Annotated in this window: 20 protein-coding genes and 1 tRNA gene; all 21 read left to right on the top strand. The window is 54.4% G+C overall.

Features of this window, described 5'->3' with window-relative positions; all coding sequences use genetic code 11:
- Window positions 1-14 precede the first annotated feature (14 nt).
- Window positions 15-1154, top strand: a complete 1140-nt coding sequence (locus NTU47_16475) for a DUF3341 domain-containing protein (protein MCX6135402.1) — start codon at window positions 15-17, stop codon at window positions 1152-1154.
- Window positions 1151-2332, top strand: coding sequence for a quinol:cytochrome C oxidoreductase (locus NTU47_16470; protein ID MCX6135401.1), 1182 nt, complete (start codon window positions 1151-1153; stop codon window positions 2330-2332). Before NTU47_16475 ends, NTU47_16470 begins: the two co-directional genes overlap by 4 nt.
- A gap of 15 nt (window positions 2333-2347) precedes the next feature.
- Window positions 2348-3298 (top strand): cytochrome c, encoded by a 951-nt coding sequence (locus NTU47_16465; GenBank protein ID MCX6135400.1) that lies wholly within the window; start codon window positions 2348-2350, stop codon window positions 3296-3298.
- Between the two features lie 2 nt (window positions 3299-3300).
- Window positions 3301-4068 (top strand): SCO family protein, encoded by a 768-nt coding sequence (locus NTU47_16460; protein ID MCX6135399.1) that lies wholly within the window; start codon window positions 3301-3303, stop codon window positions 4066-4068.
- A gap of 19 nt (window positions 4069-4087) precedes the next feature.
- Window positions 4088-5719, top strand: coding sequence for a cbb3-type cytochrome c oxidase subunit I (locus tag NTU47_16455; GenBank protein ID MCX6135398.1), 1632 nt, complete (start codon window positions 4088-4090; stop codon window positions 5717-5719).
- Window positions 5720-5727: 8 nt separating this feature from the next.
- Window positions 5728-6357, top strand: a complete 630-nt coding sequence (locus tag NTU47_16450; protein MCX6135397.1) for a cytochrome c oxidase subunit 3 family protein — start codon at window positions 5728-5730, stop codon at window positions 6355-6357.
- Window positions 6358-6366: 9 nt separating this feature from the next.
- Complete coding sequence (locus tag NTU47_16445) at window positions 6367-6669, top strand: cytochrome C oxidase subunit IV family protein (protein MCX6135396.1); 303 nt, start codon at window positions 6367-6369, stop codon at window positions 6667-6669.
- Window positions 6670-6681: 12 nt separating this feature from the next.
- On the top strand, window positions 6682-7332 hold the full coding sequence (gene coxB, locus NTU47_16440) for a cytochrome c oxidase subunit II (GenBank protein MCX6135395.1): 651 nt from the start codon (window positions 6682-6684) through the stop codon (window positions 7330-7332).
- 40 nt (window positions 7333-7372) lie between these two features.
- Window positions 7373-8773 carry a hypothetical protein gene (locus tag NTU47_16435; GenBank protein ID MCX6135394.1) on the top strand — a complete coding sequence of 467 codons (1401 nt, stop codon included), beginning with the start codon at window positions 7373-7375 and terminating at the stop codon, window positions 8771-8773.
- The gene (cyoE, locus tag NTU47_16430; GenBank protein MCX6135393.1) at window positions 8770-9669 is read left to right on the top strand and encodes a heme o synthase; all 900 of its coding nucleotides are present in this window, start codon (window positions 8770-8772) and stop codon (window positions 9667-9669) included. Before NTU47_16435 ends, cyoE begins: the two co-directional genes overlap by 4 nt.
- Before the next feature lie 265 nt (window positions 9670-9934).
- Entirely contained in the window at window positions 9935-10495 is a 561-nt protein-coding gene (gene pyrR / locus NTU47_16425) for a bifunctional pyr operon transcriptional regulator/uracil phosphoribosyltransferase PyrR (protein ID MCX6135392.1), read from the top strand.
- On the top strand, window positions 10492-11412 hold the full coding sequence (locus NTU47_16420) for an aspartate carbamoyltransferase catalytic subunit (GenBank protein MCX6135391.1): 921 nt from the start codon (window positions 10492-10494) through the stop codon (window positions 11410-11412). The genes pyrR and NTU47_16420 overlap by 4 nt, the downstream gene beginning before the upstream one ends.
- 12 nt (window positions 11413-11424) lie before the next feature.
- Window positions 11425-12708, top strand: coding sequence for a dihydroorotase (locus tag NTU47_16415; GenBank protein ID MCX6135390.1), 1284 nt, complete (start codon window positions 11425-11427; stop codon window positions 12706-12708).
- Window positions 12709-12899: 191 nt separating this feature from the next.
- Window positions 12900-13700 carry a hypothetical protein gene (locus NTU47_16410; GenBank protein MCX6135389.1) on the top strand — a complete coding sequence of 267 codons (801 nt, stop codon included), beginning with the start codon at window positions 12900-12902 and terminating at the stop codon, window positions 13698-13700.
- A 653-nt stretch (window positions 13701-14353) separates the two neighbouring features.
- A complete protein-coding gene (locus NTU47_16405; protein ID MCX6135388.1) occupies window positions 14354-18265 on the top strand; it encodes an ATP-binding protein in 3912 nt (1303 codons plus the stop codon).
- A gap of 64 nt (window positions 18266-18329) precedes the next feature.
- Window positions 18330-19022 carry a peptidoglycan editing factor PgeF gene (pgeF, locus tag NTU47_16400; protein ID MCX6135387.1) on the top strand — a complete coding sequence of 231 codons (693 nt, stop codon included), beginning with the start codon at window positions 18330-18332 and terminating at the stop codon, window positions 19020-19022.
- A 3-nt stretch (window positions 19023-19025) separates the two neighbouring features.
- Window positions 19026-20858, top strand: coding sequence for a glutamine--fructose-6-phosphate transaminase (isomerizing) (gene glmS, locus NTU47_16395; GenBank protein MCX6135386.1), 1833 nt, complete (start codon window positions 19026-19028; stop codon window positions 20856-20858).
- Between the two features lie 68 nt (window positions 20859-20926).
- Window positions 20927-21766, top strand: a complete 840-nt coding sequence (locus tag NTU47_16390; GenBank protein ID MCX6135385.1) for an SDR family oxidoreductase — start codon at window positions 20927-20929, stop codon at window positions 21764-21766.
- Between the two features lie 46 nt (window positions 21767-21812).
- Window positions 21813-22958, top strand: coding sequence for an acyl-CoA dehydrogenase family protein (locus NTU47_16385; protein MCX6135384.1), 1146 nt, complete (start codon window positions 21813-21815; stop codon window positions 22956-22958).
- A gap of 143 nt (window positions 22959-23101) precedes the next feature.
- Window positions 23102-23174 (top strand) — tRNA-Phe (locus NTU47_16380).
- A gap of 138 nt (window positions 23175-23312) precedes the next feature.
- On the top strand, window positions 23313-24992 hold the full coding sequence (locus tag NTU47_16375; protein MCX6135383.1) for an L-lactate permease: 1680 nt from the start codon (window positions 23313-23315) through the stop codon (window positions 24990-24992).
- The last annotated feature ends 16 nt before the right edge of the window (window positions 24993-25008 follow it).

Below are 25008 nucleotides of genomic sequence, written 5' to 3'. Positions count from 1 at the left end.
GCTGAGCAACATCTATGAATGAGAAGCATCTCTTTGCCGTAACGGCTCTGTTTGACACACCGGACGAGATTATCCGCGCCGCGCACGAAACGCACGCCGCGGGTTATACCCGGTACGATGTGAACACCCCGTATCCGGTCCACGGAATGGACGGGGCGATGGGCTTGAAGCAATCGCGCCTGGGTGTCTTCGCGCTCGTCTTTGGCCTGTTAGGGGCTGTCCTCGCCGTCGGGTTGATGACGTGGGTGACTCTGGTGGACTATCCTCTCGTCATCGGCGGCAAGCCCTTCTGGTCATGGCCGGCATTTGTTCCTGTCGCCTTCGAGATCACGGTGCTCATGGCCTCGGTCCTGTCCGTCGTGACGATGATTGTCCTCTACTTCAAATTCCCCAACATCAGCCACCCGCTCCACGATACGCCGTACATGAAGAAGGTGTCGTCGGATAAGTTTGGCGTCTGCATTCAGGCTGATGATCCGCAGTTCAATGAAGCGGAGGTGAGCAAGTTCCTGAAGAAAGCGGGGGGGAAAGATGTCGCTTCGGTCTACTACGACCTTGTCGATCTCGACCATGGTAAGAGAATGTTCGACCCCGGCTTCCTCGGAGTACTGGCCATCACTGCCGTTGTCGTCTCCGTTTCGACCTATGTGATATTCAATCAGGTTCTTTTCATGGAACCCTTTTCGTGGATGAGCACGCAGGCGAAGCAGAAAGCGCAGCGCCCGAGCGAGCTCTTCAAAGATGGAATTGGAATGCGCCCGCCGGTCGAAGGTACTGTGGCCCGCGGCTTCATGCCATATGCCTTCAAGGGAAAGCCGGAGGAAGCAGGCAAGAATCTTGTAAATCCACTCTTGCCGACGAAAGAGGTTCTCGAGCGCGGAAAGGCCAGATACTTCACGTATTGCAGCCCTTGCCATGGAAATTTTGCACGCGGCGACAGCCGGTTGCGCGGACAGTTTCCTAATCCGCCGACTCTTCATTCGGACAAGGTGCGGAACTGGCCTGACGGCAGCATCTATCATGTGATCACGGAGGGCCAGAATGTTATGCCTTCCTACGCATCGCAGATTTCCCGTGATGATCGATGGGCAATTGTCAACTATGTCCGTGTGCTGCAGCGAGCGCATAATGCAAAGGAGTCAGATCTGAAATGAGCAACCCCGTAACCGCTGAAAGCTGGAGGAAGGAGTTACCCGCGAGCGTTACACGGATCGGCTGGGCTCTTCTGATCGCCGGTATCGCGATCGCGGCGCTGGGCTACAGCATCGACCCCAGGCGCATGGCGTTCGATAATGTCATCGGCTATCTTCTTCTCGCAAGCGTTGCCGCAGGCTCCATTTTCCTCGTCGCACTCGAATACATTGGGGGAGCGGTATGGAGCGTACCCGTAAGGCGTGTGAATGAATTCCTCGGGGCGTTAGTGCTGTTGCTCCCTGTGCTGGCGTTGCCGCTCTTCTTTCATCTTCACGATCTGTATCACTGGACGCACGAGGATGCCCTGGCGGCCGACAAGGTCCTCGCCGGAAAATCCGCATACTTGAACGTGACGTTCTTCATGGTACGGTTCGCCGTGATTTTTGCGCTTTGGGCGTTCTTCCACTTTCTCTTCACCCGGAACTCCTCGAAGCAGGACACCACAAAGGATCAGCGCCTGACGACGATCAATATCCGGCTTGCTGCTATCTTCATGCCCGTGTTCGCCATTACGCTGACTCTGACTGCTGTGGATTGGGCCATGAGCCTCGAGCCGCACTGGACATCGACGATCTTCGGAGTCTATTACTTCTCCGGAACTGTCCTTGCAGCCCTCGCCGCAGCGACGTATGCAATCGTCAAGCTGCACGAGCATGGATACCTGCCGAAGCTTCAGCGCGACAGCTTCTACAGCCTGGGCGCTCTCATGTTCGCTTTCATCAACTTCTGGGCGTATATCGCGTTCAGTCAGTTTCTTCTTATCTGGTACGCGAACCTGCCCGAAGAAACTATCTGGTTTGTGAGCCGATGGAAGAACGGATGGGAGTACGTTTCTGTCCTCCTGATTATTGTCCACTTCGCGGTTCCGTATTTCGCATTGCTCACGCAGGATTCCAAGATGGATTTGAAACGCCTGAAGCTGATGGCAATCTGGATCCTCTTTGCGCATGTGCTCGATCTGTACTGGCTTGTGATGCCCTCCTATAGCGAGAGTGTCTCCCTCGGTTGGATGGAACTTGGGTTTCCGGTCATGATCGTCGGACTCGTCCTGGTGGTATTCGCGTTCAAAGTGAAGGGGAATAGTCTTGTGCCCGTGGGCGACCCAAAACTCGAGCGTGGTCTCAGTTTCAGACTGTAATTTCGGAAAGCAGGCATGGATACAAAACCGGATCTCAAAGCAGAAATTGATTTCAAGGATTTGATCAGGAAGCCGGAAAAGCTGTTCGGCTATTCCTTCATCCTTTTTGTTCTCGTCCTGACGGTTCTTGGCATTTCCTACATGCAGAATCTGACGTCGATCGGCAAGAATACCGTCACTCCTGCTGTGCTGACAGATTCTGCGTCATTCGTTCGGGATATTCCGTTCCAGAGTGCCAGGTCGCTCCCGCCTGTTGATGTGATGAAGGTGTCGACAGCGACGCCGGAGCTTATCGCGAACGGGAAGGAGTTGTTCCGCACACACTGTGCGTCGTGCCACGGAGATAACGGGGAAGGGGACGGCGCAACTGCGGTCACGCTCAACCCCAAGCCGCGCAATTTCCACCAGCTTGCCGGTTGGAAGAATGGATCCAAGGTTTCGCAAATCTACAAGACGCTCCAGGAGGGAATTCCGGGAAGCGCGATGGCCTCGTTCAATTACGTATCGCCCCTCGACCGGTTTGCGATGATCCACTTCGTCCGTTCGCTTGCGACTGGACAACCAGTCGACTCGCAGCCTGAAATCCAGGGCCTCGAGGCGACCTATCAGCTTTCGAAGGGAACAAACACGCCCGGCCAGATTCCCATCAAGAAAGTCGTGCAGATTGTCGAGGCGGAAGCCGCCGCCAAAGTTACCGCAATTGCAGTGCTCGCAGCAACCGCCGGGGGTGAGACCAAAGGGACAGGGTACAAGGTCTTCGAACGCGTTGCCCGCGACAAGAACAGAATATTCGCAAGCTTGCTGTCGAACACCAGTGCCTCGCTACAGAGCGTCGATCAATTCATTAGAGTTGTGAGTGCAGAACCCATCCAGCTTGGGTTCAAGGCAGAGGTTGTCCAGCTCTCCGCATCGGATTGGACAGCGCTCTACCAGTTTATGAACGAGCTGAAAGCTCGAAGAGGGTAGCCATGAAGATCTACCGTTCCGTCATCGCCGGATTGCTTCTCCTTTCGCTCGGTGTTCCGTTGAGCGTCAACGGCCAGCCCCGTCAGAAAGTCGGCATCGAGGAAAAACTGGGCCAAACGATCCCATTGGACCAGGAACTCTACGATGAGACAGGCCACTTGGTCTCACTCAAAAGTCTGGTGAACAAGCCGACGATATTTACATTTGTCTATTTCCGGTGCCCCGGCATTTGCACGCCGCTTCTGAACGAGCTCACGAAGATCGTCGACAAGACCGATCTTGAACTCGGGAAGGACTACCAGATCATCACGATAAGTTTTGACCACCGTGAGACGCCGGACATCGCGGCAGGGAAGAAGGACAATTATCTGAATCTTCTCAAGAAGCAGGCGGACCCAAACGGATGGCGATTCCTGACCGGCGATAGCCTGACCATTCAACGGGTGACCGACGGCGCGGGCTTCTATTTCACGCACACCGGCGACGATTTTGTCCACGCCGGAGCGCTGATTGTTGTCTCTCCGGAGGGAAAGATCACTCGGTACATCAACGGTATCCAGTACCTTCCCTTTGATGTGAAGATGGCCGTGTACGAGGCTTCCACTGGAAAAGTCGGTCCGACGATCGCCAAGCTGCTGACGTTCTGCTATAGCTACAACCCGGAAGGGCGCACGTACTCCCTGAATTTCATGCGCATCTCGTTTGTTGCGACGCTGGGATTGGTCGGAGTATTCGTCATCGTCTTCATCCTTCGACCACGAAAGAAGTAAACCGAAAGGTAACGCGATTATGGCAACGCCTGTTGTGCTGGCCGGAGCAGAGCCCGACTTCTATCACGTTTCGACGAAACGGAAGGGGATACTCTCCTGGATTCTCAGCACTGATCACAAGCGGATCGGACTCCTCTACCTTGGTACGATCCTCGTGTTCTTCTTTGCCGCTGTCACGCTCGGCTTTCTCATGCGTCTGGAACTGCTGAAGCCCGAAGGGACGATCATGCAGCCGCAGACGTATAACACGTTCTTCACGCTCCACGGTATTATCATGATCTTCCTCTTCGTGATCCCGATCGTGCCGGCGGTGTTCGGGAATTTCATGATCCCGCTGATGATCGGAGCGAAGGACGTGTTCTTCCCCCGTCTGAACCTCTTGTCATGGTGGTTGTTTCTTGCCGGCGGCTTGATGGCGCTCGTCTCCGTCTTTCTCCCCGGAGGTGCCGCGGATACCGGATGGACATTCTACGTCCCCTACAGCGTCCGGACGACGACAAACGTGATACCTGCGCTGATGGCGGCTTTTACGCTCGGCTTTTCTTCGATTCTCACCGGATTGAATTTCATCACAACCATCCATCGCATGCGGGCTCCCGGCATGGATTGGTTCAAGATGCCGCTCTTCGTCTGGGCCTCCTATGCGACGTCGTGGATCCAGATACTGGCGACGCCGATCATCGGCATCACCCTCTTGTTGGTTATCATCGAGCGCATGTTCGGCGTGGGCATATTCGACCCGACACTTGGCGGCGACCCGGTCTTGTTCCAGCACATGTTCTGGATGTACTCTCATCCGGCCGTCTATATCATTATCCTTCCCGCTATGGGCGTTGTCTCGGAGATCATTCCGGTGTTCGCCCGTCGGACTATTTTCGGATACAAGTTCATCGCGTACTCGAGCATCGCGATCGCTCTCGTGGGATCGCTTGTCTGGGCACATCACATGTTCACCGTCGGCATGAGCAACACGGGAATGTTCGTGTTCTCCTTCCTGACGTTTCTGGTTTCCATCCCGAGCGCCATCAAGATCTTCAACTGGGTCGCAACCCTGTACAAAGGATCGATCGATGTTGACGTCCCGCTGCTGTACGTCCTTTCCTTCATCGTTCAGTTCTCCATTGGCGGATTCACAGGATTGATGCTCGGAGCGTTGTCGGTGAATATCCATGTGACGGATACATATTTCGTTGTCGGGCATTTCCACTATGTCATGTTCGGAGGGACCGGTTTTGGGTTCTTTGCAGCGCTTCACTACTGGTTTCCCAAAGTGTTTGGCAAAATGTACAACAAGGGAAGAGCCAGGGTAGGTTGGCTGCTCTCAACCATCGGGTTCAACACTCTCTATATTCCATTTCTCATCCTGGGTTATCTTGGGATGCCCCGGCGTTACTATCATTACCTCCCGCAATTCCAAACGCTGCATGAGATTGCAACGATCGGTTCGTGGATTCTTGTCCTCGGCCTTATCATCATGTTTGTGAATCTTTTTATCGCTCTCCGGAACGGCGCGAAGGCATCCGCAAATCCGTGGGGAGGAGAAACATTGGAATGGAAAACCCCGTCTCCGCCTCCGTTGGAGAATTTTGATGAGATCCCGACTGTGACGACGGGTCCATACGATTATAGCAAGTACGAAAAAGCATCATAGGAGGAAGTTTGACCAGTACGGCAGTAGGAGCGCATGCAGAGGGACACGTGCATCGGGACGATTACGGCTCGAAGATGGGCATGTGGCTGTTCCTTTTTACCGAGCTCATCTTGTTCGGCGGTCTGTTCGTGATCTATGCCGTGTATCGATTCTCGCACCAGGCAGAATTTGAACTTGGCTCGAAGGAACTCGATACGCTCGTGGGCACCATCAACACCATGGTGCTTCTGACGAGCAGCCTTACGGTGGCGATGTCGATCACCGCGATCCAGCGCGGAAACAAGAAGCTGTCGCTGCTTCTGATCGGCATCACGATTGCCCTGGCACTCTTGTTTCTCGTCAACAAGTATTTCGAGTGGAGTCACAAGTTCTCCGTCGGTCTGTATCCGCAATCCCCGGAATTATTGACGAAGCCCCAGGGAGAGATCCTCTATTTTGGACTGTACTTTGTGATGACGGGTTTGCACGCTCTCCACGTCATTATCGGTGCAATTGTACTGGCTGTTATCATGCGATTCATCCAGCGGGATATCATCACGAAAGATTCGTTCGTCAAGCTCGAGGCAGGAGCGCTGTACTGGCACCTCGTCGACATTATCTGGATTTTTCTTTTTCCACTCTTTTATCTCGTCCATTAGGCGCAACGTATGACAGAAAACGCCAATCAGCACTCGCACGAAGTCCACGTGGTCGGCTACGGACAGTATATTCTGCTCTGGGCCGGTCTCATGGTTTTGACCGGAACCACTGTCGCCCTCGCGGGGCTCGAATTGGGACGGTGGATTATTGTCACGGCGCTAGCGATCGCCTCCATCAAGGGTTTTCTTGTCCTGAGCGTGTTTATGCACCTCCGGTTCGAGGACCGTACGTTCCGACTTTTTGCTTCGGTATCAGGCCTCGTGCTTCTGATTTTCTTTGTCTTGACCTTTTTTGATTACGCGTTTCATTGAGGATGACTACGAATGTTCCAAGGAACTTCACCATTTTCCGACTCCGTTGATGCAACGTTTTTGTCGATCGTCGGCATCTCCGCGCTGGTTCTCCTCGGTATTTTGGCGTTTATGGTATTTTTTCTCGTACGCTACAGCCGAAAGAGAAATCCTCATCCTGTGAACATCGAGGGAAACGTCACCCTCGAGGTGGTGTGGACTGTCATCCCGCTTGTGCTGTTCATGGGAATGTTCTATATGGGATGGAAGGGATATCTGGATCAGACGAATATCCCCGGCGACGCTGTCCCCATCAAAGTCACCGCACAGATGTGGTCATGGACATTCGAGTATCCCAACGGCGTTCGGGCAGATACGTTCTACGTCCCCGTGAATACGCCTATCAAGGTGACGCTGCATTCTCTTGATGTCAACCATTCGTTCTTTATCCCTTCGTTCAGGATCAAGAGGGATGTGATCCCGAACAGGGAGAACACCATGTGGTTCAAGACCAACAAAGTCGCCGAGTATGACGTTGCCTGCGCGGAATACTGCGGCCTGCGGCATTCGTATATGTACAACAAAGTGATTTCAATGGACTCTGCCTCTTTTGAGGGGTGGTACAAAAAGATCTCCGAGGGGCAGTCAAAGCTGTATAAGCCGCTCCTGACTCGGCCACAATAGACCCTCTGTCTCACGAGGATCACATCCAAGAACACGCACGATGGATCTGCTAAAAACTCTCGCAATTCCCCAGTCAGTGGAACACTTCCACGTCCTCATTTTGATCGGAGGACTGGTCTCCATTGTACTCTATCCGTATCTCGGTTTCCTGCTTGGTTCATCCGTGCTTTCATACTCTATGAACAGGAAGGGAACGCGGGAACGGAACCACGCACAGACGCGCTTTGCGAAAGACCTCATCGATGTCGCTTTGTTCAACAAGACGCTCCCGGTCTTCCTTGCTCTGCTGCCGAGCTTCTCGTCCATTTTTGTGTTCGCCCAGGTGCTGCAGTCCACTGAGGCAATGTCAGTCGGGCTTGCCGCGTACGGATTCATCCTGCTTCTCATTGCGGTAGTGACATTGTATGTCTATAAGTACACGTTCCGCCTGCGCGGTGTTCTGAGAGACTACGAAGGGCTTCTCGAGAACCGGCCGCGTGGTGCGGACGGTCTCAAAGAAGTCCATGGGTACTCTGAGGAAACCGTGGCTTCGCATTTTGCAGCTGGACGATGGGGTGTCATTGCTCTCGTTGCAGCGTCATTCCTCCTCGTCAGCGCAATGACCATTGCCACGAACCCGTCGACCTGGGGAGGCGTAGATTCCATCGTTGCGCTCTTCATTTCGCCCGACGTCCTGATCAGGGTCCTCCAGTTCGCAGCACTGGCTGCAGGTGTGACAGGTGTAGGGATCCTCTACTTCTTCTCCGGCTTGAGTGGGGAGGGCAGGGGAGGCGACCCCGAACAACAGTTGATCGCGCGTCGCGTGGCCGTCCGGCTTATCACTTCTTCGTTTCTCTCGCTCCCAGTGCTTGTCGTGATGGCGATCCTCCTATTGCCTCCGGAGTCACTCTCGGGCTTGTTATATGGATTTGCCGGCGTCGCTCTTGTTCTCGTATTCCTCGCTGCCCAATTTGTCTATGCGTTCATGCGCGATTCACATCTGCGGCACCTGAATTCCGCTGTGTACGCGCTTGCCGTCGCATTAGCGGTCCTTTCTGTCAACGATCAAGTGGCGATTCATAACGCGACGACCACGCAGGCAGCCCTCTTGGCGTACCGATATGATCGCGCGACCGAGGAACTGAAATCAAAGCTCGGTGTTACTGTGGCCGCTCTCACTGGCGAGGATATCTATAACGGACGATGTTCTGCCTGTCATCTTTTCGATCAGAAGAAAATCGGACCGGCCTACAAGGATGTGATCCCCAAGTACGGAGGGAAGAAGGACCAGATCATGGCATTCGTCCTCAATCCCGTGAAGAAAGACCCGGCGTTCCCGCCTATGCCGAATCAGGGGTTGAAGCCGTCCGAGGCTGATTCGGTCGTCAGCTACATTCTCAAGAAGCTCGGACCCGCCGAAGTAAAACCCCCGATCTCTGGTCAAGCGGTTCCCCAGAAATGAAAGAGAGTCTCGTGCCTTCCGGCGCTGTTTCTATCCGTCGCTCCGTGCTCGTTGACTATCTTGTCTTGACGAAGCCGGAGCTCACACTCCTATCAGTTGTCACTGCACTCGGCGGCGCCTACCTTGCGGGAGGGAATACTGTTCAGTATCCGGTCGTTCTCCACGCGTTTCTTGGGACGCTCCTTGTCGGAGGCGGTGCAGGAGCGCTCAATCAGTACATCGAGCGCGACCTTGACGCCCAAATGCGTCGGACCGAGAACAGGCCCCTTCCGTCGGGACGAATTCCGCAGCGCCATGTATTGCTTTTTGGCACGATGCTATCAGTTTTCGGTGTCCTGCAGCTCTTGCTCTTCACGCATTTTCTCGCTGCCTTCCTCGCGGTTGTGACACTCGCGACGTATCTCTTTCTGTATACTCCGCTGAAACGGATCACTCCATTTGCGACGGTTATCGGCGGAATCCCGGGCGCGCTCCCGCCGCTCATTGGCTGGACGGCCGTCTCGGGGGAGCTTTCAATGGGCGCCTGGTCGTTGTTCTGCATCCTCTTCTTCTGGCAGATGCCGCATTTCCTGGCGTTGGGATGGATGTATCGAAAAGACTATGCAAGGGCGAACTACAGGCTGCTGGTCGTTTCCGATCCCAGTGGAGAAGCCTCAAGTCGTCAGATTCTGATCTACTGTATAGCCCTCGTCCCGGCGGCCTGCATGCCCACGATGGTCGGGATGCTCGGCATGCTCTATTTTGTCGGAGCGGTCATACTATCGCTGGCATTTCTCTGGCTGGCCATCAGGCTTTACATCGATCGCAGCAACGCGAACGCGAAGAGACTCTTTTCTGCCTCTCTGATCTATCTTTCTGTGTTGGTGGGGCTGATGATTGTCGATCGGGTGGCCTGATACGCGGGGTGTGGCGGGGGTTTCGTCCGCGGGGGTGATCTTGCTTTCAGTTGCTTTCGGTTGTATATTATCAGCGAGCGTATTTGTTCTTTGAATAATCCTTTAATCCTATCCGGTGAGGTAGGAAAGGAAGCAGAAAATCAAAAAGCGAAATGAAGAGTCAGGAATGGGATAGCCCATTTTGACCTTTCGGTTTTGAATAGCAGTTGCCTCCCTTTCCGATGTCGGCGGATTTGGAGGTTTTTTTGTTTAGTAAGGAGTATGTATGACAAAAACCAAAACGATCGACTCCGACAGTTTCCGGCGGACGGTGAACAGGCTCGCCCACGAGGTTGTGGAAAGGAACAAAGGGACGGAGAACCTGGCCCTCGTCGGCATCAGAACGCGGGGTGAGTATCTTGCCCGCCGGCTTGCCCGGAAGATTGAAGAAATCGAAGGGAAGCCCGTTCAGATTGGAATTCTCGACATTACTCTCTATCGGGATGATCTGCGCGGTCGTCTCGACCAACCGCAGTTAAAAAGCACAGAGATTCTTTTTGATGTCACCGGCAAAGTCGTTGTCCTGGTCGATGACGTGCTGTTCACCGGCAGAACCATTCGGTCCGCCCTCAATGCTCTCACGGACCTGGGGCGTCCCGCCCTGATCGAACTGCTAGTTCTGGTCGATCGCGGGCATCGTGAACTCCCCATCAAGGCAGATTTCATCGGCAAGAATATCCCTACATCGCTGAATCAGGAGATCAAGGTTATGATGACGGAAACCGATCCGGAAGATGGGGTCTATCTGGTGGACGTAGATGATGAAGGAAAGGAGATGAATCGATGAAACTGAAAAGTCGCCACCTCCTGGGGCTGGATGGCATGTCGAAGGAAGACATCTCGCTGATCCTCGATACGGCAGTCTCGTTCCGCGAAATCCTCGACCGGCCGATCAAGAAAGTCCCGCCGCTGCAGGGAAAAACTGTTGTAAACCTGTTTTTTGAAAGCTCAACCCGCACACGCATTTCGTTCGAGCTCGCCGAGCGTCGGCTTTCCGCAGATGTGGTCAGTTTCTCCACTGCTGCGAGCAGCGTGAGCAAGGGGGAGACTCTCAAAGACACCGCCCGGAATATCGAAGCGATGAAGATCGACATGGTTGTCATGCGTCATGCTTCGGCGGGTTCTTCGCACTTCCTGACCCGTGTTGTTGATGCCAATGTCATCAATGCCGGTGACGGGGGGCATGAACATCCGACGCAGGGTTTGCTGGATATGTATACTCTCCGGGAGAAATTCGGAAAGCTCGAAGGGTTGCGCGTCTGTATCGTCGGTGACATCACACACAGCAGGGTGGCGCGGTCGAATATCTATGGATTGATCACTATGGGTGCTCATGTGTCCGTCTGCGGGCCGGCGACGCTTATTCCGCGCGAACTGGAAGAGCTCGGGGTACAAGTCCATCACCGGCTGGAGGATGTCATCCCGGAAGTCGATGCGCTGAACGTTCTCAGAATACAGTTGGAACGGCAGAAAAGCGGCCTGTTCCCCTCACTCAGGGAGTATCATCGGTTTTTTGGCGTCACAAAGGAGAAAGTCTCGAAGGCGCCGGGTCCAATTACGATCATGCACCCCGGACCGATTAACCGTGACGTTGAACTCTCGGCGGACCTTGCGGACAGTGAACACTCAGTTATCCTTCAACAGGTGACAAACGGCGTCGCGATTCGAATGGCGGTGCTGTATCTCCTGGGCACATCAAATTAGGCAGAGGAATCTATGAAGCTTCTCTTGAAAGGCGGCAGACTCATTGATCCTGCGTCGGGCAGGGACGAAACAGTCGATATTCAGATTCTCGACGGACGCATTGAGCGCATCGCGGGAAGCATCGCGCTCGCCGCGGGCTTCGAGGAGGTGGACCTCCGCGGGAAAATCGTTGCGCCCGGGTTCATCGACATGCACGTCCATCTTCGCGAACCGGGGTTTGAGCATAAGGAGACCATTGAAACGGGCTGCGCATCCGCCGCAGCAGGCGGGTTCACAGCGGTGTGCTGCATGCCCAATACCAATCCGGCGATCGACGACGAGTCGGTTGTGCGCTATGTCCACGAGAAGGGGAAGGGAGTGTGCAACGGCGTCGTGGATGTGTTTCCAATCGGTGCCGCAACCAAGGGACGGCAGGGGACAGAACTCGCGCCGATGGCGGAACTCGCACAGGCCGGCGCAGTCGGTTTCTCCGATGACGGGAGCCCCATCGCCAGTCCAGAGATCATGAGGCGCGCCCTGGAGTATTCTTCAATGTACGGTATCCCTGTTATCCAGCACGCCGAGGAGTCCTCCATGACGCACGGCGGGTGTATGAATGAGGGCGTCACGTCGACGCGGTTGGGAATGGCAGGCATACCTCCGATCGCGGAAGAACTCATGGTCGCACGTGACATCATCCTTCTTGGTTATGTTCCGAAAGCGCGCTACCACGTTGCACATATCAGCACGCGGGGCGCCCTGGACCATGTCCGGAAGGCGAAGGCAAAGGGGATGAACATCACATGTGAGATTACTCCCCACCATTTCACCTTGCTAGAAACGATGGTTGCCAGCTTTGACACAAACACCAAGATGAATCCTCCGTTGCGTACCAAAGAAGATATCGAAGCGATGATCGAGGGTCTGAAGGACGGAACGATCGATGCCATTGCCACGGACCACGCGCCCCACACGATCGACGAGAAGGAGGTCGAATACGCACAAGCGCCATTCGGAATTGTCGGTTTGGAGACATCCTTGGGCTTGAGCTTGACGGAGTTGTACCACAAGAAGATCCTGACGCTTGTGGAGGTGATTCAGAAACTCTCCACGAATCCGCGAAAGATCGTTTCGCTTCCGGTTATCAAGTTCGCCGAGGGGGAAGCGGTGAACATGACCCTGTTCGATCCGAATGCGGAATGGGTCGTCGACACAGCGAAGCTGCTGTCCAAATCGAAGAACTCGCCGTTCAACGGCTATCGCCTGAAAGGAAAGGCCGTCGGCATTATCAACAATGGCGTTGCGCTCTTCGTTTAGCTGGTGTTAGTCAGTAAGAAGTCATGAGTATATCCATGATGCGGCCCTGCACACTATCGTGAACAGGGCCGTGTCGTTTTGTACAACCTCCTGGCTCTTTTCCGTCAATATTCATCGAACGGACCTATGTGATTCTGGCACAGCCTTTGTGCTTTTGGCTGTGTATCCATTGATTGCTTTGGAGGGATGTCATGAAAACAATCGGAATCATACTCGCCGCTGCTGTGCTCATCGGTTGCCGTCACCCTTACGATCTCGACATAACACCGCCGAGCCCGCCTCAGGGGATCCGGGCCGTCGCCTTGAACAATGCCGTTGAACTCTCATGGTTGCGCAATCCCGAGCCTGACGTGGCGGGATATAAAATCTGGGTGAGTGACCGATATGATGGAAAGTACCAGGTACTCGGATCGGTTGTCGGAATCTCCTTCATCGATAATGGGGCGACAAATGGAACCCGGGCCTATTACGGTGTGACTGCCTATGACTTCGACGGCAATGAGAGCGAATTGAGCACCGACCTAGTGTATGCTACTCCCCGTCCGGAGGGATTCGGAACGAAGCTGAGCGATTATCACACATCGCCGAAACTCGCGGGCTACGATTTCTCCACCTATTCTGTTGGTGACTACAATGACGATTTCACCGATGTCTTCTTCGAATCGTCGAACGGACGTTATTACCTGAATGTGTGGGACGACACCGAAGTCCAGGACATGGGCTACACGAAGTCTTTGTATGAGATCGCTGTTGCTCCATCGGGTGGTTGGTCGCCATCCAGATCAGTCGAAGCCATCGCAGGACATACCTATGTTCTCTGGACGTGGGACGACCATTTCGCGAAGATCCGCGTCAGGGAAGTGACGGCGTTCCGTGTGACGTTTGACTGGGCTTATCAGGTGGCGGGTTCGAATCCCGAGCTCAAGCGCGAGCTGCCACCGGACGGCCTCCGCAGGTTGCATGTGAGAAGCGCAGCACTGACCTGGAAATGAGAAGCGGAGAGAGCGCCATCCGCTGGATGTGATGGAAAATCCATGAATGCCACCCTGGGAGGAGATTGAGGAGGACGAGAAAGGGGTGGCGTTCGTGTGTACAATCGGCCTTGTTTGGTTGACTTTATTTGGCTTTTCTGATACTTTGTCATTGCATATGCGATCCAGTGCTCTGGTTCTGATAGCCTCTCTCGTTCTCTTCCAATGCTTAGCGGCTCAATCGCCAACTCAGCGAAGACTGCCAAAGCGGGAACCCGGACCCTCAAGAGAGATGCAATCCCGCATCCCCGATCAAGGGGAAGCCAGGAAGTTGATTCGGATAATCGAGCAGAGCATCCTCAGTGCGTCTCTCACCTCTGCCTCTACGCATTTTGCTCAGCAGGTATTCGTGAATGTGTCTGGGGCCGAAGGCGGTTATTTTTCCGCCAACCAGACTGTATCAATCCTACACCGGTACTTCTCAAGTCGGTCTTCCCTCGCTTTTGAGTTCTCCCGATTCAGCGATGCAGGATCCACCCCTTACGCCACCGGGCGCCTTACGTACACTGTGCGCGGCAGGAGGGAATCTGCCCAGGTATATGTTTCTCTCCGGTTCCAGGACTCACGTTGGTTTATCAGCCAGTTTAACATCTACTAAGTATCGCAAGCGCTACATGCCTCTTCCAAATGTCGGAATATCTGTGCGTCTGGTCTCGCGGGGATTGTTCATCTCGGCGGGAGTCGTGGTGCTCTTGATCGCCGCTCAGCTTGCGTGGCGTTCTCATATCGAGGCTGATTGGGCACGTGTGAAGATCCAGAAGCAACAGGATCTTGCATCGGCCATTCAATCGAAAGTAGATCTGCGCGTGGAAGCTCAACGGTTGAAGGGAGGGATGATCAGGAGCGACGAAGCAATCAACCTGGCCCTGCTGACCATGAGTCCCGGGAACCTGGCATCTGCATTTCAGCGGCTGGCCTGGTACAATGCGGACGAGGATATCAGCATCGATGTTGTTGATTCGGCCGGGAATATCATTCTCTGGTCAGGCAGAAGAGTCCTTTCCAGCTTTGCGTCGACACTTCGCAACGGGAGTGGAGAAGATCTCACCTTCGTGTCGCAGGCACGCCTTCACCGTTTTCTCTCCGTCGGAGTTGCCACATCGGACAAGAGCCATTTCGTCTTTGTAAGCAGGCCTCTGGAGACCACGTACCCGGTTTCAAATCGTTTTGTCTCGAGCGCGAGCCTTGCGGACGAACTCGCTAAGGAAACTGGCTTGCCAATACGGTTCGTTTCTGAGGTCGCTCACCGTGACACGGCAGGAGAGGCGGCCTTCGCAATACCGTTGAAGGATGGCAAGAACAATCTCTTCGGTTTTGCCATCGCACCCCCTCCGTCAATCCCGGCCGAAATTCAGAAGGCCGATCGATTCCCCGAGGCGGGGAAGAGCCTCTTCGCTGCGGCAGGAATGTGCTTTCTGGCCCTCCTCATGTTCTTGATGGTCCAAAAGAAATGGGGAAACTCAACGTTGTCTATTGTTCTCGTGGTGTTGGTGTGGAGCGTTCGGATCGGGTGGAAATTGGAGGCCTTCCCAGGTCTGCTTGTCGGAGGGTTTCTTTTCGATCCCGCCGTGCACTCATCTCCATTCCCACTCGGCCTTGCGGGATCACTCGGTGAACTTGTGCTTTCGGCAGCGGCGCTCTTGTTCACGGTTCTCATGTTCCTCAAGATAACATATAACTGGTGGTCTTCGCCAGGACAACCATCTCGTCGGGCTTCTCTTCACTGGCGTTATCTGCTGGCGATCCTGCTTCCATTTGTATCACAGTGGCTTGTTCGGGCGTACGGAGCTGCGATGCGGAGTTTCGTTTTTGATTCATCGATACGATATCGGGATCCGTTGTCTCTACTTCCGAATGCGCCGATGATGGTCATGCATTTGAATATCCTTCTCCTGACTCTGGCTCTCGGAGCAGCGTGTCTGGCAGTCGTGTTTGTCGCACATCGGATGCTCGGGGGAGCTGTCCGTGAAGGGAGAATCGTCTGGATAAGGGTCACGACGCTGGCCTTCACCTTCCTCGCGAGTTATTGTGCCTATCTCTATCTCGATCAACCGCCGTTGCTTCCGGTTTACCTTCCACCAGTTCTCTATGCCTCAGCGCTGGGATTGGTGCTCCTTCTTGAATTTCGAGGGATCTCGTGGCAGCCATGGAGGGCGCGGCCGCTTGTCGCGACTGCGGTTGTCCTGGCCGGGGCGTTCATGTTCACCGTCGTAGGACTGGATTCCAAGACGCACGAAAAAGAGAGGGAGCGGGCCCAATTGGAAGCGGAGGGCTTGCTTCGGCCTGTCGACAATTGGCTTTCGCTTGTAGTCTCAGAAAGTCTTCGCGGCGCGACCGGGCGAGCGGCTAACCAGCTCACCGCGGAAGGAATCGATTCAACTGTCTCTGTCGATCTGGCGTTCGGTCTCTGGGCTCAGACGCTGATGAGCAAAGAGGGGTACAATTCGGCCCTCGTCGTGTACGACCCCTCCGGCAAAGAACTGAGCCGGTTCTCTGTCGGGCTTACCTCCTTCGATCAGATGGAACTCTTGACTCAACTCTTCCACAAGGAGGAGGAAGCGCTTCTTGTCGTGGACCGGAAGGTTTCAGACGGGAACGTGAAATACTACGGTGAGTGGGGATATGTGCTGGGTGCGGGCAACCAACCGATTGGTTCCATAGCAATCGTGATGTCGGCAAGCCAAAGAACGTTGTTCCGCGGTGAGGCGCCCGAGCAACTCCGCAGCACTTCACGCGAGCCTTTGGAAGACGCCTTCCGCAAGGTGTCGATCACCGAGTATCGGGACGGCATCATCTGGTCAACAAACGATCCGATACTTTTCAAAGGTATGCGCCTTGATCCCTCTATTGGAAATGAAGTGAGTGCCTCGGCCGGCAGGTTCATCTGGTCAACCCAGGACTTTGAGGGGGCATCGTTCGATGTCTTGTATGCGAAGGATGACGCCGTTCGCTCGCGCGTCCTTCTGCTCAGAATCGGATCGCTCGACGTTCGCTGGCATCTTTTCAACATCGTGAAGACTCTTCTCGTGTACCTGCTGTTTCTCGGATTTGTTGGAATAGCGGTCGCCCTCCCGTCTCTTGCACGCGGCCGGTCGCCCCGATTTGGGTTCCGTGAGAAACTCATTACTTCATTCGCGGTGCTCTCTGTAGTGCCGCTCCTCCTGATGGCGTATTACAACAGGGAGCTTGCCATCGAAAGGTTGGACCAGAACATCGCCAAGAGACTTTCAGAAGACCTGGAGGTCACTCAGCAACGCATCTCCACAGCGGTCGAGGATGATCAGGATTTTGCGCAGGGAGTGACCAACGATTTCTGCGAAGCAGTGGCCTCCGATCTCGGTGTGGACTTCAGCGTGTATCATGGAGCGGAGTTGAAGGCAAGCAGCAGGCCGGAACTGTACAGGGCCTCGATTCTCGACAATCGGCTGACGGGAACGGCGTTCGTAAACACAGTAGTTATGGGGCGGGGATTTTATGAAACGCGGGAACGGATCGGGGAAGTGAGTTACATCGTAGGCTATCGACCGATCTTTGTCGGGGACAGCATCAGGGGGGTGTTGGCGGTTCCGGCGTTGTATCGCCAGCAGGAAATAGACGAGGAACTCGCCCAGCGCAATGCGTTCGTCCTCGGTGCCTATGCCCTGGTCGTGTCGTTCGTCGTTGGCCTCGCCCTCGTGCTTGCGAACGCATTGTCGAGACCGCTGCGGGACCTTTCCTCGGCGGCACGGAGTGTGGGAAAGGGGGACCTGGATGTTGTCTTGCGTGAGCGATCCAATGACGAGGTCGGCGATCTCATCCATTCGTTCAACGAGATGACGACGGAACTGAAAGCCAACAGGGTGAATCTCGCCCGAGCCGAGCGGGAACTTGCGTGGAAGGAAATGGCCAAGCAGGTCGCGCACGAAATCAAGAATCCGCTTACTCCCATCAAGTTGTCGGTCCAGCATCTCGTCCAGGCCTACCGCCAGGAAGCAAAGGACTTCGGCGACATCCTGCAGAGGGTGTCACAGACGGTGATCGAACAAATAGATGTGTTGACTCGCATTGCATCCGAGTTCTCGAACTTTGCCCGCATGCCCGAACGGAAGTTCGAGCGGGTCGATCTAAGCCAGCTTGTGAATGAGACCATTGATCTGTTCTCAGAAGTGCAGGGTGTCGAGTTCCGTCACGCTCCCTCGGACGCTCCCGCCGTTGTGGTCGCCGACAAGGACGAACTGCGGCGAGTCTTCATCAATGTCGTACGCAACAGTGTGCAGGCGATGGAGGGAAAGGGGATCATCGTCATAGATATGAACGTCGCGCACCAAATCTGTTCAATCCGCATCACTGATACGGGAAGTGGAATACCGGAAGAGATCCAATCAAGCGTGTTTCAGCCGAATTTTTCCACGAAGACCGACGGCATGGGGCTCGGCCTCGCCATTGCCCGGAAGGTTATCGAGGATTTGAATGGAACCATCAGGCTGCAAAGCAAGGTTGGACACGGAACAACGGTAGAGATGAATATTCCACTTCGACACGGGTAGGATGAGCCAACCTCCAATTACTACTTCCGCCATTCTATCACAATTCTCTGCTCTCCGTTTCGGCATGAGCACCCGCAAGGGTGGAACGAGCCCGGAACCCCTAGGAATGAATCTCAGTTATCGTGTTGGGGATGACCGGGCGTGCGTAGAGGAAAACCGGCGTCGGTTTTTCGGAGCCCTCGGATTCGCGTCTCAGAGCTCAGCCATTCCACTTCAGTGCCACTCAGATCGGATTGAGTGCGTCACCGGCCCTGGTGACTATGAATCGTGTGACGGATTGATCACGGCAACACCGAATCTCCCGCTGGTCATCACCGTCGCCGATTGTCTACCGGTTGTGCTGTATGATCCGATGGCTGGCGTGGTCGCAAATGTGCATGCCGGCTGGAGAGGGTCTGTGCAAGGAATCGTCCGGAAAGCGGTCGTTCTGATGCAGAACCAGTTCGGGGCCACTCCCGAGACCATCGTGGCGTACCTTGGTCCGTCCGCCGGCGTCTGCTGTTATGAGGTGGGCAGGGAGGTGGCGGAGGTTTTTGCTTCAGAGCATCATCAAGTCAGGGGAGACAAGACGTACCTAGACCTGAAGCTGGCAAATAGGGACCAATTGCTCAGGAGCGGTCTGAAACCTGGGAACATAGAGGTTTCAGCCGCATGCACGATCTGCGCGTCTGAGATATTCCATTCGTATAGAAGAGATCGTGAAAGATCAGGACGAATGATGGCGGTTGTGAGTATCGTAGAAGCGAAGGGACTCTGAGGTATGTGCGGAATCGTTGGCTATGTTGGTGCGCGGAACGGTCTTCCGGTTGTTCTCGACGGGTTGAAGCGGCTCGAGTACCGCGGATATGACTCTGCAGGTGTCGCATTGGTCCGAGATGGACGGATCGACGTCGTGAAACGGGCTGGAAAAATCGCCAGGCTTGAAGAAGCAGTTCGAGGTATATCAGGTGCTTGCACAATTGCGATCGGTCATACTCGTTGGGCGACGCATGGTGAGCCGAACGAAGCAAACGCGCATCCTCACCTCGACTGCCGGAATGAAATTGCCGTGATCCATAACGGCGTGATTGAGAACTATGCAGCGTTGAAGCGAAAGCTCATGGATGATGGCCACATCTTCAGGTCGGCAACAGACACCGAAGTTCTGGCACATTTGATAGAGGAACTGTATTCGAAAACGATGAGTCTGGAACGAGCTGTTCGCCAGGCGCTGACTCAAGTCAAAGGCACGTATGGGATCGTTGTCGTGGCAGGACGAGAGCCGGACAAGCTCATTGTTGCACGAAATGGAAGTCCCCTCGCGATTGGCGTAGGGGATGAGGAAAACATTGTCGCCTCCGATGCGTCAGCAATTGTTCGGCATACACGGCGGGTGATCTATCTGGAGGATGGTGAAATGGCTGTGGTGACAGCCGGAAGCGTCGCGACCACCACGCTTGCAGATGTGCCTGTCGACAAGTCAATCGAGCAATTGACCCTTGATCTCCAGGAAATCGAGAGGGGGAAGTATCAGCATTTCATGCTGAAGGAGATTCATGAGCAGCCGGATACCATTCGCAATGCGTTGCGCGGCCGGCTCATCACCGGAGAGGTCGACGTAAAACTCGGGGGCCTCGAACACGTCAGAGATGTTCTTGTCAATGCGAAGAGGATAGTCTTTGCAGGGTGCGGGACTTCTTGGCATGCTGCGCTGGTGGGTGAGTACTTGATCGAGCAAATTGCTGGTGTGCCTGTAGAAGTAGAGTATGCATCGGAATTCCGGTACCGAAATCCAGTTATCGGCGCAGGCGACATCGTTTTCGCAATCAGTCAGAGCGGCGAGACTGCAGATACTCTTGCCGCGTTGCGCCAGGCGAAAGCGCAGGGGGCCCTTGCATTGGGCATCGTGAACGGCGTTGGGAGCACGATTGCCCGCGAGTCGCAGGGGGGAGTGTATATCCACGCTGGACCCGAAATCGGGGTTGCCTCAACCAAGGCATTCACGTCTCAGCTTACTGTTCTTGCCCTGATCACGCTGATGATAGCGAAAGCGAGGGGGATATCGAGGGAAAAGCTTGCACTGCTGTTTCGGGAGCTGCACGAGTTACCGGAAAAAGTTGAGCATGTCCTTCGCACATCAGAGCAAATTGCCGAGATCGCTCAGGAGTACAAGGGAGCAGGCAATTTCCTGTACCTTGGCAGAGGTGCGAATTTCCCTGTTGCACTCGAAGGAGCGCTGAAGTTGAAGGAGATTTCATATATCCACGCCGAAGGATATCCTGCGGCTGAAATGAAACACGGACCCATCGCCCTCATCGATGACCGGATGCCCGTCGTGGTCATTGCCCCCAAGGATGGAATCTACGACAAAGTCGTGAGCAACATTCAGGAGGTTCGTGCCCGCAAAGGCAGGCTTATAGTCATTGCGAATGAGGATGACCACGAGATCGCAAATCTTGCAGAAGTGGTTATCCGGGTTCCCAGGACGTATGGCTTTTTTGGCCCAATCCTCAATGTGATTCCGCTGCAATTGTTGGCCTATCATATCGCAGTCGCTCGAGGGGTCAATGTGGATCAACCTCGAAATTTGGCGAAAAGCGTGACCGTCGAATGAGGTTTTGATTTTCCTCGAAAATTTGGTATATTTGACATCCCTTAAAGAATTTCACTTAGGAGAATGCGATGAAGAGCGAAACTCGATTCAAGCCGACAGACTGGGCGGTTATTCTCGGAGCATCGAGCGGTTTTGGCGGAGCTGCTGCAATCGAGCTTGCCCGGCACGGGATGAACATTTTTGGTGTGCACCTTGACCGCCAGGCGACGATGCCGGCGGTGCAGCATGTTATCAAGGAAATCAAGCATACCGGTGCTGAAGCCATTTTCTACAACATCAATGCCGCCGATTCGATCAAGAGAGAAGAGGCGCTTGATGACATTCAGGAGCGCTTCTCGAAAGATTCGTCCAACAATGTGAAGGTGTTGCTGCATTCGCTCGCCTTCGGGACATTGAAGCCATTCGTCGCTGCAAAGCCTGAAGAGGCCCTTTCACAGGCACAGATGGAAATGACACTTGATGTCATGGCGCACAGTCTCGTGTATTGGGTTCAGGGGCTCCTTTTCCGTAAGCTGCTACGGAAGGGAGGACGCATCATGGGTCTGACGAGCTCGGGCGGGCACAGTGTGATCCCGAACTACGGAGCGGTCTCCGCGGCGAAGGCAACCCTGGAGTCGCATCTCCGGCAGTTGTCAATGGAACTGGGCCCCCTTGGTGTGACTGCCAATGCGATCATGGCGGGCGTGACAGACACCCCTGCACTTCGCAAAATCCCAAACCATGTTCGTATGCGTGACGTTGCGCGTGCCAAGAATCCGGCAGGCCGCCTGACCACACCTGAGGATGTCGCGAAAGCGATTGTGCTGCTCGCGGACGAAAACGCGTACTGGATTTCAGGAAACGTCATCGGCGTTGATGGTGGGGAAGACGTTGTGAGCTACATCGGTCCCAAAGCATCGATAGAGTAAAACCCTCCGCGACAAACTCTCACGAATCGAAAAGCAAAGGATAGGTATGTTCGAATTCGAATTGACGGAAGAGCAGAAAATGCTGCGCGAAATGGTGCGCGATTTCACCAACACTGAAATCAAGCCGATTGCGCGTCGAATCGACGAGGAGGAGAAATTACCGCGCGAGCTTATTGCGAAGTTGGGAGAGCTGGGCCTCATGGGGGCAGTGTTTCCGGCAGAATACGGAGGAGGCGGGTTTGGCGAGGTCGGATATTGCCTGGTACAGGAAGAAATCGGACGCGGCTGCCTTTCGACTGCAACATTTATCGGCGCGCATCAGTCCATCGGATCGAATGCGATCTATCTCGGGGGTTCCGAATACCTGAAGAAGAAGTATCTGACCCAGCTTGCAGAAGGAAAAATGATCGGTGCCTTTGCGTTGACCGAAACTCTGGCCGGATCAGATTCTTTTAACCTGAGAACCAGAGCCCATTTCGACGGGAACGAGTGGATACTCAACGGAGAGAAACTCTGGATCACCAATGGGTCCATCGCAGACGTCATTTCCGTGTTTGCGCGGACAGATAAAGGCATTACTGGATTCGTAGTCGAAACCAAGTCGCCCGGGTTCCACGCCGGTCCTCCCGAGAAGAAGATGGGAATCCGGGGGAGTGTCACTTCCGCGATTTCATTTGAAAACGTTCGTGTTCCGAAGGAAAACATCCTAGGTGATGATGGGCGTGGCTTTCTTATTGCTATGAAGACCCTCGATGCGGGACGGTTGGGCCTCGGTGCCGCCTGCTTGGGTGCTTCAAAAGAGCTCCTTGAGCTTTCCACGAAGTACGCAAAGGAGCGTAAGCAGTTCGACGTGGCTATTTCCCAGTTTGAAGCGATCCAGTTCATGCTGGCCGAAATGGCTGTCCTTATCTACGCGATGGAATCGATCATTTATCGGACGGCGGCCGGGTACGACGCAGGATCGCCTGTGTCCCGGCAATCAGCCACGGTGAAACTGTTCTGCTCGGAGGCGCTTGTCAAGATCGCGGATCGTGCGGTCCAAATTCATGGCGGCATGGGCTACTCGAGGGAATTACCAATCGAACGATTCTATCGTGATGCTCGAATCAATCCGATCTTCGAGGGGACAAACGAGATCCAGAAGATTGTCATCGCACGCGAAGTGATCAAGAGGAACGGAGTTCTGATCTGAGGCTTTGAAAGATCGAGCAGAGCGAACTCGTTCTTGATTTTCCGGAAAAAAAGTGATAGTATGATGCAAGCTATGATTCCCGACCCCTCCAGAACGTTGGGGCATCTGGGAAATTTCGATCCGCTTTCCGCGGAGAAGTTTTCGGACAGGTAGCTCAGTTGGTAGAGCAATGGACTGAAAATCCATGTGTCGGGGGTTCAATTCCCTCCCTGTCCACGATGAGAAGCCAGGCAGAAGCCTGGCTTTTTCATTTCCTGCGTGTGATGTCGCCAGAACCGTTCCCCTCGATTTGTACGGGTGCCAAGTGAATTTGAAGCGGCAATTCAATACCTTCAACAATTACTCTGGCGGCATATGACACAAGGAATTCTCGCCCTCATCGCTTTCATTCCCGTTCTGCTGATTCTCGTCCTCATGATCGGGTTCCGCTGGCCCGCGACGCGGACTATGCCCGCGGCGTGGGTCGCTGCAGTTATTCTGGCAGCGTTTGTCTGGAAGACCCCGGCGAACTACCTTCTGGCTTCCACCGTCAAGGGACTGAATTCGGCGATCGAAATCCTCACGATCGTATTTGGCGCAATGGTTCTTCTCTTCACGCTTCGTGAAGCGGGGGCGTTGGCGGCCATCAACCGTGGTTTTGGCAGCATTTCGACCGACCGCCGCGTCCAGGCGATACTCATTTGCTGGCTCTTTGGCGCATTCCTTGAAGGGGCAGCCGGATTTGGTGTGCCTGCGGCACTTCTCTCACCACTTCTTGTCACGCTCGGGTTCCCGCCGCTGGCCGCGGTAATGGTCTCACTCATCGCAAATGCCACACCGGTCTCATTCGGACCGGTTGGAGTACCTACGATACTCGGTCTAGGAAATCCACTTAACAATCCGGCTGTCGGGAGTGCGCTCGCAGCCCGGGGAATCAGTTTCTCGCAATTCATATACGATATTGGCTTCTGGACTGCCTGCCTGCATTCCGTGATGGCGGTTTTTGTGCCTCTCATGGCCGTTGCAATGATGACCCGGTACTTTGGCGCCAGAAGGAGCTACAGCGATGGGCTCCGGATTTGGCCCTATGCTCTTTTTGCCGGGATCAGTTTCGTCGTTCCCTATCTCCTGACCGCTTGGCTGCTGGGCCCGGAGTTTCCTTCGCTGTTTGGAGGACTTGTCGGCCTGGCCATCGTATTGTCTACGACAAGGGCGGGATTCCTCGTTCCAAAAGAGAAATGGGATTTTCCGAAACGGGCAGACTGGGAGAATAACTGGGTTGGCACGATCGGACCGGAGAATCCGGTAGCCACAACACGTGTTCCGCTTTGGAAGGCCTGGCTTCCTTACGCGCTGGTTGGATTTCTCCTTGTGTCCACGCGCATCGACGCGTTGCCGCTTAAGGCTTTCCTGAAAAGCTATTCTGTCATCATGAATGATCTGTTCGCTACCGACGTGACATCACGGCTTGAGCTTCTCTACAATCCCGGTGTTCTTCCTTTCATTCTCGTCGGACTAGCGTGCGTGCCCCTGTTTCGCATGAGGCGGTCGCAGGCGCTGAATGCCTGGAAGGAATCTGCTTCGAGGATGACTTCTCCGGCGATAGCACTTCTGTTTACAGTCCCTATGGTTGAGCTGATGCAGGCAGGCCATTCGCCACACGGATGGGCGAGCATGCCGATTGTCGTGGCCGAGTACACCTCGCAGCTTGTGCAAGGGGCATGGCCGATGGTTGCGCCGTTCATCGGGGCGTTCGGTGCGTTTATTGCCGGGTCTAATACCGTGTCCAACATGCTTTTCGGGTTATTCCAATATTCTGTTGCGGACGAACTTCATATCTCGCATATTGTTACACTAAGTCTGCAGAATGTGGGGGGATCATTCGGCGTCCTGGTGTGCGTGTTCAAAATCATCGCTGCGAGCGCAACCGTTGGACTGAGCGGCATGGAGGGACTGATCATACGAAGGAACATCCTTCCCCTCGTACTCTATGGACTGGTTGTTGGACTAGCTGGTATGATTCTCGTGTACTGGGCGCATCCGGGTGTTTTCTGAAAGGCTCGATCGTTCA

This window comes from Ignavibacteriales bacterium, assembly GCA_026390595.1.
Lineage (GTDB): Bacteria > Bacteroidota > Ignavibacteria > UBA10030 > UBA10030 > UBA9647.
The sequence above is the reverse complement of the archived record's forward strand: the minus strand, read 5'-3'. Positions and strand labels throughout refer to the sequence as shown.